The sequence below is a fragment of the Thiohalophilus thiocyanatoxydans genome (assembly GCF_004366735.1).
Taxonomy (GTDB): domain Bacteria; phylum Pseudomonadota; class Gammaproteobacteria; order UBA6429; family Thiohalophilaceae; genus Thiohalophilus; species Thiohalophilus thiocyanatoxydans.
The window spans coordinates 22,821-29,279 of the sequence record NZ_SOQX01000011.1; the positions used below are offsets into that span (position 1 = coordinate 22,821).

Here is a 6,459-nt window from a genome sequence, read left to right on the forward strand (position 1 = left end):
TACCTCGGACAACAACAGGGTGTATTGTTTCCAATATTGAGGTCGGAATCAAATCGCCGCGCAACAGGGCGGCACTCAGCAGGGGGAGCAACATGGCAAGGAAGGAAATTACCTGGGTCGGCGTCATCTTGCGCTTTCTGGGCGCGTTGGTGCTGGTGATGAGTACCTATAATCCGGAAGGCTATTCCTTTGTCCACTGGGCCAGCAATGTTGAGCAGGGGCCGCTGGCACTGAAGATTTTTGTCGGTCTTGGGCTGGTGATCGGCTGGACGATTTTCATTCGTGCCACCCTCGGGTCGCTGGGTGGCTTCGGGATGTTGCTGGTGGTGGCGCTATTCGCCTCCTTGCTGTGGTTGTTGATCGAGTGGGGCGTCATTCCCAGTGGTTCGGTCGATGCGATCAGTTACATGACACTGTTTGTGATCAGCGCCCTGCTGGCGGTGGGGATGACCTGGTCACACATCCGCCGGCGCCTGAGCGGGCAGTTCGACATCGACGACGTCGAGGACTGACAGACACGGCATGGCCAAAAAACCGGAAATTTATGTCAGCGTGGATATCGAGGCCGACGGTCCGATTCCCGGCCCCCATTCCATGCTGAGTATCGGCGCGGTGGCCTATAACGAGGCCGGTGACGAGCTGGCCCACTACAGCGCCAATCTCGAAACCCTGGACGGCGCCACGGCGCATCACCGCATGGAGGCCTGGTGGCAGCACTTCCCCGAGGCCTGGGCCGCCTGCCGGGAGAATCCCCGCCCGCCGCAGGAGGTGATGCCCGAATTCGCCGACTGGCTCAGCGCGCTGCCGGGCAATCCGATCTTCACCGCCTGGCCCGCTACCTGGGACTTCATGTGGATCTACTGGTATTTCATGCGCTTTACCGACAGCCGGCCCTTCGGCGAACACGGTATCGACATGCGCTCCTATGCCATGGGCATGCGCAAGCGGCCGTTTCGCGAGTGCGGCAAACCCTATCTGCCCAACCGCTGGTTCTGTGAGCAGGAACACAACCATATTGCCCTGGATGACGCCCGCGAGCAGGGCGAGCTGTTTATGAACATGCTGCAGGAAAACCTCCATGGCAAATCCTCCGATAACAACAGTGATGAGCGATAACCCGGCAACGCATACGATTCGTATCGGCGTCAGCAGTTGTCTGGTGGGACAGGAAGTGCGTTTTGACGGCGGGCACAAGCGCAATGCCTTCATGCTCAGCAACCTCAGTCCCTATTTTGAATTCGTTCCCTACTGTCCCGAGGTGGCCATCGGTATGGGTGTCCCGCGCCCGCCGATGCGGTTGGTACAGCGGCAGGATGGAGTGCACGCCGTCGGAACCCGGGACCCCGCCCTGGACAATACCGAAGCATTGCGCGATTACGCCTTCGAGGTTTCCGGCCAGTTGCAGGCGGTCTCCGGCTATATATTAAAGAAAGACTCCCCCAGTTGCGGCATGGAGCGGGTGCGGGTCTACGACAGCAACAACGTACCGGCCAGGACCGGCAGCGGGATTTATGCCGAAACCCTGATGCAGTGTCACCCCGATTTGCCGTTCGAGGAAGAGGGGCGATTGATGGATCCGGTGTTGCGGGAAAACTTCATCGAACGGGTGTTTATCTATTACCGCTGGCAACAACTGCTGCGCGACGGCCTGACCCCCTCGGCGCTGGTGGATTTCCATTCCCGTCATAAATTCAATGTACTGGCCCATGACGAGCCGGCCTATCGACGCCTGGGCCGACTGGTCGCCGACGCCGGCAAGGAACAGCTGGAATCCCTCGCCGGCCGCTACATCGAGATCCTGATGCAGGCCCTGAAAAAACCGGCCACCCGCAAACAGCACACCAACGTGCTGATGCACGTCATGGGCTATCTGAAAGCCTCCCTCGACGGTGACGACAAACACGAACTGCTCGAAGTCCTGGAAAAATACCGCCTCGGCCAGGTGCCCCTGATCGTGCCCATCACCCTGATCAAACACCATCTGCGCAAATACCCCCAGCCCTATATTGACCAGCAATACTACATGAATCCCTATCCCGAAGAGCTCATGCTGCGTAACAGCCTTTAAGTGATTAACCACGAAGACACAAAGGCACGAAGAGATATAATTTTACAAGTCTTTACCGCATTGAACTGTATACAAATACTTCCTGAATAGGTCTTTTACAGAATAAATATTAACTTTGTGTCTTGGCGGTGAGGTTTTTAGTCAGGAGAAATCCCATGGCGACAAAAAAATCCTCGCGTTTGTCGCATGCCCGAAGTACTAAATAAGTGTTCAGAATACCAGATCATTTTGTTCAAAAGATTGCTTCGCTTAGATCGCAATGACCCAAAATAGAGAGGTCATTGCGAGGAACAACGTGACGAAGCAATCTCTCTGTACTGGTATTCGGAACATCTGTTCAGGTGCCGAAAAGCCGACTGACGGCCTTGGAAACCCAGCCATGGTCGATTTTATTACATATCTCCACGTAATCTTTATCATCTCGCTTGATGTGGTTGGTCAGCCAGATACGCAGGTCAGATAAGAGCTGACGTGATACATCTTCACCTTGATCAATTCGTTTCTTGTAGTTCTGGACACGTTCTGTGAAGGCCTGGTGAACTTTTCGATGAGCATCAAGATATGGATAGCCGTGCTTTTGCATCAGCTCTTCCTCGAAGGTGAAGTGGGTCACAGTATAGTCAGTCAGCTGTTCCACAACCTCGGCAACAGCGGACACATCTTTTTCTCTTACTGCTTGATCCAGGATGTTGATATACTCAACGATCCGCTTGTGCTGGTTGTCGATCACCGATATTCCGGTATCAAGTTCAGGCACCCATTCAAAATATGTCATGTCTGACTCCTTATAGCTTTCTGATCAAGGGCGCCACATTGCTTGCCCCGATTTACCGGTAAGTGACTGTTGTGTGAGGACAATGAATGTGCTTGTTATTGCATTGGATTAATTATAAGTAATAACCATGGTTAATGACGATTGTATGCAACGCGAATTCCCTGTTAGTTGAGCTAGATCAAATTCTTATCATGACTGATTAATTATTGACCGCAGTCTTTCTTAGAAATAAAACAACAACTAATATTTTTCAGGGATATGCTTAAAGATCTAGGTGGTTACCCTAATCTCATGTAAATGTTTGCAAAACAAACAATTTTTTGGGAACGGGTGAGGTCAATGTGGCAGCTGGGGAGAGGTGGTATCAGGTAATATCCAGGTCTGGTATTTGATGATTAAAGAAGCCGGAGGCAGGGCGTATTATTTCTGATATTAAAAAATCTGTGCTCTGAACCTGACGGACCGTTAACTACCAGGGTGTTAAGACACCAGGTAAAGCAATTTTTGCAAGTCTTTACCGCGTTGAACTGTATACAAATACTTCCTGAATTGGTCTTTGACAGTATAAATATTAACTTTGTGTCTTGGCGTCTTGGTGGTGATATTTTTTATTATGTAGGCCGGATAAAGCACCCTTCGGGCATAAACTCCACGTATCCGGCAATCTCTGGCAATACCCGCATAGGTTAAGAAAAGTTTTGTCGTCACCCCGGCGCAGGCCGGGGTCCAGTATGTATGCCAGGTAAAGCAATGCGTATCCGCAATCTCCTGGAACAGACAGATAGCGGAAAAGAACAGGTTTTTGACAGATTAAATATTTACTTGGTGTCTTCGCGTCTTGGGGGTGAGATTTTGAATAGGTATCCTGTACGGCAAGGAGAAAAAAACACTGATGTACTACTTCGCCTACGGCTCCAACATGTCATCCCGGCGTATCCAGGCACGGTCCCCCTCGGCCGCGAAGCTGAACACGGCCGTGCTGACAGGTCACCGACTGGCGTTTCATAAAATCAGCGACAACGACGGCACGGCAAAATGCGATGCCTGCGAAACTGGAGAACCGGAGGATTGCGTCCACGGCGTCGTGTTTGCCATAGTGGAACAGGACAAACCGGCCCTGGACCGGGCAGAGGGGCTGGGCCGGGGCTATGCCGAGAAAGTCGTGCAGGTGAGACTGACCGACGGGGAAGTGGTCGAGGCCATCACCTACTACGCCATCCGTACCGACCCGGCATTGAAACCCCTGGACTGGTACAAGTCACATGTCCTTCGCGGGGCCAGGGAACACGGATTGCCGGAGGCGTATATCCGCGCGATTGAGAGCGTCGAGCATATCGAGGATACCGATGGCAAACGTCGGGAGAGGGAGCTGTCGATTTATCGCTGATCTGTTTCAGGGTAGAAAAATGTGTGCGAAGGACTAAAATATTAGAAATTGTGTGGTGATTAAGACGTGGCTGCTTTCGACCCAAAGCTGACATTAGTGAGCCCGATAAAGCAAAGCGATATTGGGTAGATTGCCGGTTAGCATTACGCTCTGTTGGTTACACCACAAATCAGTCTCCATAAGGGAAAACCCTGATATCCCGACAAAAATGACACCGTATCAAATTCGAAAATGCCTTTTTCCTGCTATGGTTATGGGTAATTTCTGTAATATCAGGAACCGGGTCCGGGATAGACAGACAGCTGTCTAACCCCGTAAAAGACAGACGTCTGTCTGACTAACTGTTAGCACAAGAGGTAATGGTGAGAATAGATAGAATCTATCAATGTGAACATGGCAAATATGTAGTGGATGTTTATCTTGATAATGGTGAATTCTATTTTACCAGCCATCATTTTGAGACCAAGAAAGAAGCAGAGTTATGGGCTGAGAGTTGGTGTTATTGGGCAAACAACCTAATCGATGGTGGAGTAGACACTGTTTACTATATTCTTCAAGTTCCTGACACATGGCCTGGACCACCAATTGGTGCTAACCCATATTCTGGTCTCTTTGTGAAAATAGGGAGATCAAAAAATGTATTGCAAAGACTACAAAATCTACAAACGGGTACATATGGTGAACTCATTATTCACGCATTGGAACCTGGCGGTTCTGAAAGAGAGAGTGAGCTCCATAGACAGTTTTCATCATTAAGGCGTCATGGCGAATGGTTTGCTTGCTCTACTGAGCTAACCAATCACATTTACAGCACATGGTATAAAAACAAGATGTTACCGCCAGAGCATCAATATGAAGTATTGAAATTGGCGCATCGAATTCAAGACTACAAGCAAATAAGACAGATTCTTGGTCATACTCCTGATACTGTAAATCCTGCATTGGATGATGAATGGCATGGAACAACCATGATTGACTTGGTATACAGCTCATTAGCTAAGAATGAAAAATAGTGCTAACAATGCGCTCGTGTGGGACGGCTTGCTTCGCTGCGCCGCCCCACAGCTTAAACGTTAGATCGCATGAAATATTTATGAGCATAACTGCATTTGCGGACGAAAGCGGAACCTCATCAGGTATACCTTGCTATACCATTGGTGTTCTGAATGTTCCAAATGATTATCTTGATGAGTTTAACGAGAGAATCACAGCAATTGGAAATGAAAATGGAATTCAAGGTGAACTAAAGTGGGAGAAGGTAAGAAGTAGTTCGGGTCAAATAAATTTATGCCTCGAAACACTTAAATTTATACTAGATTCGCCATGTACATATCATGCAATTGCCGTTCAGAAAGCCCCGTATAAAAAATGGAAAGAGAATGAGGAGGATGCTTTTTTACAACCTATAATTTTCTTTTGCGGCAAAGCAGTCATGGGTTAAACGCAGATATTAAAGTGTATATTGATCAGCGATGTACCGTGTATGAAAAACAGGATGAATTAATGAAAATCATCACAAATCATATGCTATCAAAAGTACCAACGTCGTCAAAAATAGAACACTTAACGATGGAAAACTCTAAGCTCATGCCAGGGATACAGGCTGTGGATATTATTACTGGCGCAATAAATACTGGTTACCATCTTCATTTCCATGGTGATGCGGATATTAAACTAGCGAAAAAACTAGCCATTTCAAAAATGGCAAAAGTGTTAGGGTGGAACGGCCTCCATTACGATACTTATCCTAATGACCATTTTAATATATGGCACTTTCCCATTGAAACTCGGGGAAATCCTAAAACTCTTAACATTGAGAAAGATTTAACAGTTCAGGGTATAACTCGTGAACAGTACGAGGAAATGGTAAATGCAATATAACAAAACATTCAAAAATGGACGCCGCTAACTACGCGGCGCCCTTTAACTGAATCGTTAGGGTAATCAAATGTTTGGGTTATTTAAACGTAAAAAATCTGCTATTAAAGGTCATTCTCTCCCGCTCAAATTCAAAAGCAGCAACGAGGCGTTCGAATATGCGTGCAAATATTTAGAATGCCCGCTGCATGAAAATGCCATGCTTCCGGCATTAGTTGTGGATGCTTCTAAAGAATTCGGAACAAGAACAGCCGTATGTTCGGTCAAGACACATCGGTAACAGAAAAGTCCAGGTACATGGGTAACACATTTTCTATGCTAAGGGCACCGACAAGGGAGGTGCCCCATGCC

8 protein-coding genes are annotated in these 6,459 nt (G+C 48.3%); 7 read left to right on the forward strand and 1 reads right to left on the reverse strand.

What is annotated here, in order from left to right:
• Window positions 1-92: 92 nt before the first annotated feature.
• Genes EDC23_RS13785 through EDC23_RS13795 form a run of 3 tightly spaced genes read left to right on the forward strand, consistent with a single transcriptional unit; the run spans window position 93 to window position 2,068 of the window.
• Window positions 93-512: a DUF6524 family protein gene (locus EDC23_RS13785; RefSeq protein WP_134085376.1), complete on the forward strand. Its 420-nt coding sequence runs from the start codon at window positions 93-95 to the stop codon at window positions 510-512.
• A gap of 10 nt (window positions 513-522) precedes the next feature.
• Window positions 523-1,116 (forward strand): 3'-5' exonuclease family protein, encoded by a 594-nt coding sequence (locus EDC23_RS13790; protein ID WP_134085378.1) that lies wholly within the window; start codon window positions 523-525, stop codon window positions 1,114-1,116.
• Entirely contained in the window at window positions 1,079-2,068 is a 990-nt protein-coding gene (locus EDC23_RS13795; RefSeq protein ID WP_134085380.1) for a YbgA family protein, read from the forward strand. The genes EDC23_RS13790 and EDC23_RS13795 overlap by 38 nt, the downstream gene beginning before the upstream one ends.
• Before the next feature lie 337 nt (window positions 2,069-2,405).
• Here the strand turns inward: EDC23_RS13795 and EDC23_RS13800 are convergent, their stop codons facing one another.
• The gene (locus EDC23_RS13800; protein ID WP_134085382.1) at window positions 2,406-2,843 is read right to left on the reverse strand and encodes a bacteriohemerythrin; all 438 of its coding nucleotides are present in this window, start codon (window positions 2,841-2,843) and stop codon (window positions 2,406-2,408) included.
• Between the two features lie 892 nt (window positions 2,844-3,735).
• Between EDC23_RS13800 and EDC23_RS13805 the strand changes: the two genes are divergently transcribed.
• From EDC23_RS13805 to EDC23_RS13820, 4 genes are all read left to right on the forward strand, one after another.
• The gene (locus EDC23_RS13805) at window positions 3,736-4,230 is read left to right on the forward strand and encodes a gamma-glutamylcyclotransferase family protein (protein ID WP_134085384.1); all 495 of its coding nucleotides are present in this window, start codon (window positions 3,736-3,738) and stop codon (window positions 4,228-4,230) included.
• Between the two features lie 359 nt (window positions 4,231-4,589).
• The gene (locus EDC23_RS13810) at window positions 4,590-5,243 is read left to right on the forward strand and encodes a GIY-YIG nuclease family protein (protein ID WP_208321397.1); all 654 of its coding nucleotides are present in this window, start codon (window positions 4,590-4,592) and stop codon (window positions 5,241-5,243) included.
• Between the two features lie 80 nt (window positions 5,244-5,323).
• Window positions 5,324-5,671: a hypothetical protein gene (locus tag EDC23_RS13815; protein ID WP_166668881.1), complete on the forward strand. Its 348-nt coding sequence runs from the start codon at window positions 5,324-5,326 to the stop codon at window positions 5,669-5,671.
• A 38-nt stretch (window positions 5,672-5,709) separates the two neighbouring features.
• Window positions 5,710-6,111: a DUF3800 domain-containing protein gene (locus EDC23_RS13820; RefSeq protein ID WP_243830799.1), complete on the forward strand. Its 402-nt coding sequence runs from the start codon at window positions 5,710-5,712 to the stop codon at window positions 6,109-6,111.
• Window positions 6,112-6,459: the final 348 nt, after the last annotated feature.

What these genes read in the sequence shown, in the direction of transcription:
- EDC23_RS13805 (WP_134085384.1), top strand. Translation starts at nt 3,736, where the DNA reads ATGTACTACTTCGCCTACGGCTCCAACATGTCATCCCGGCGTATCCAG.
- EDC23_RS13815 (WP_166668881.1), top strand. Translation starts at nt 5,324, where the DNA reads ATGAGCATAACTGCATTTGCGGACGAAAGCGGAACCTCATCAGGTATA.
- EDC23_RS13800 (WP_134085382.1), bottom strand. Translation starts at nt 2,843, where the DNA reads ATGACATATTTTGAATGGGTGCCTGAACTTGATACCGGAATATCGGTG.
- EDC23_RS13790 (WP_134085378.1), top strand. Translation starts at nt 523, where the DNA reads ATGGCCAAAAAACCGGAAATTTATGTCAGCGTGGATATCGAGGCCGAC.
- EDC23_RS13810 (WP_208321397.1), top strand. Translation starts at nt 4,590, where the DNA reads ATGGTGAGAATAGATAGAATCTATCAATGTGAACATGGCAAATATGTA.
- EDC23_RS13785 (WP_134085376.1), top strand. Translation starts at nt 93, where the DNA reads ATGGCAAGGAAGGAAATTACCTGGGTCGGCGTCATCTTGCGCTTTCTG.
- EDC23_RS13795 (WP_134085380.1), top strand. Translation starts at nt 1,079, where the DNA reads ATGGCAAATCCTCCGATAACAACAGTGATGAGCGATAACCCGGCAACG.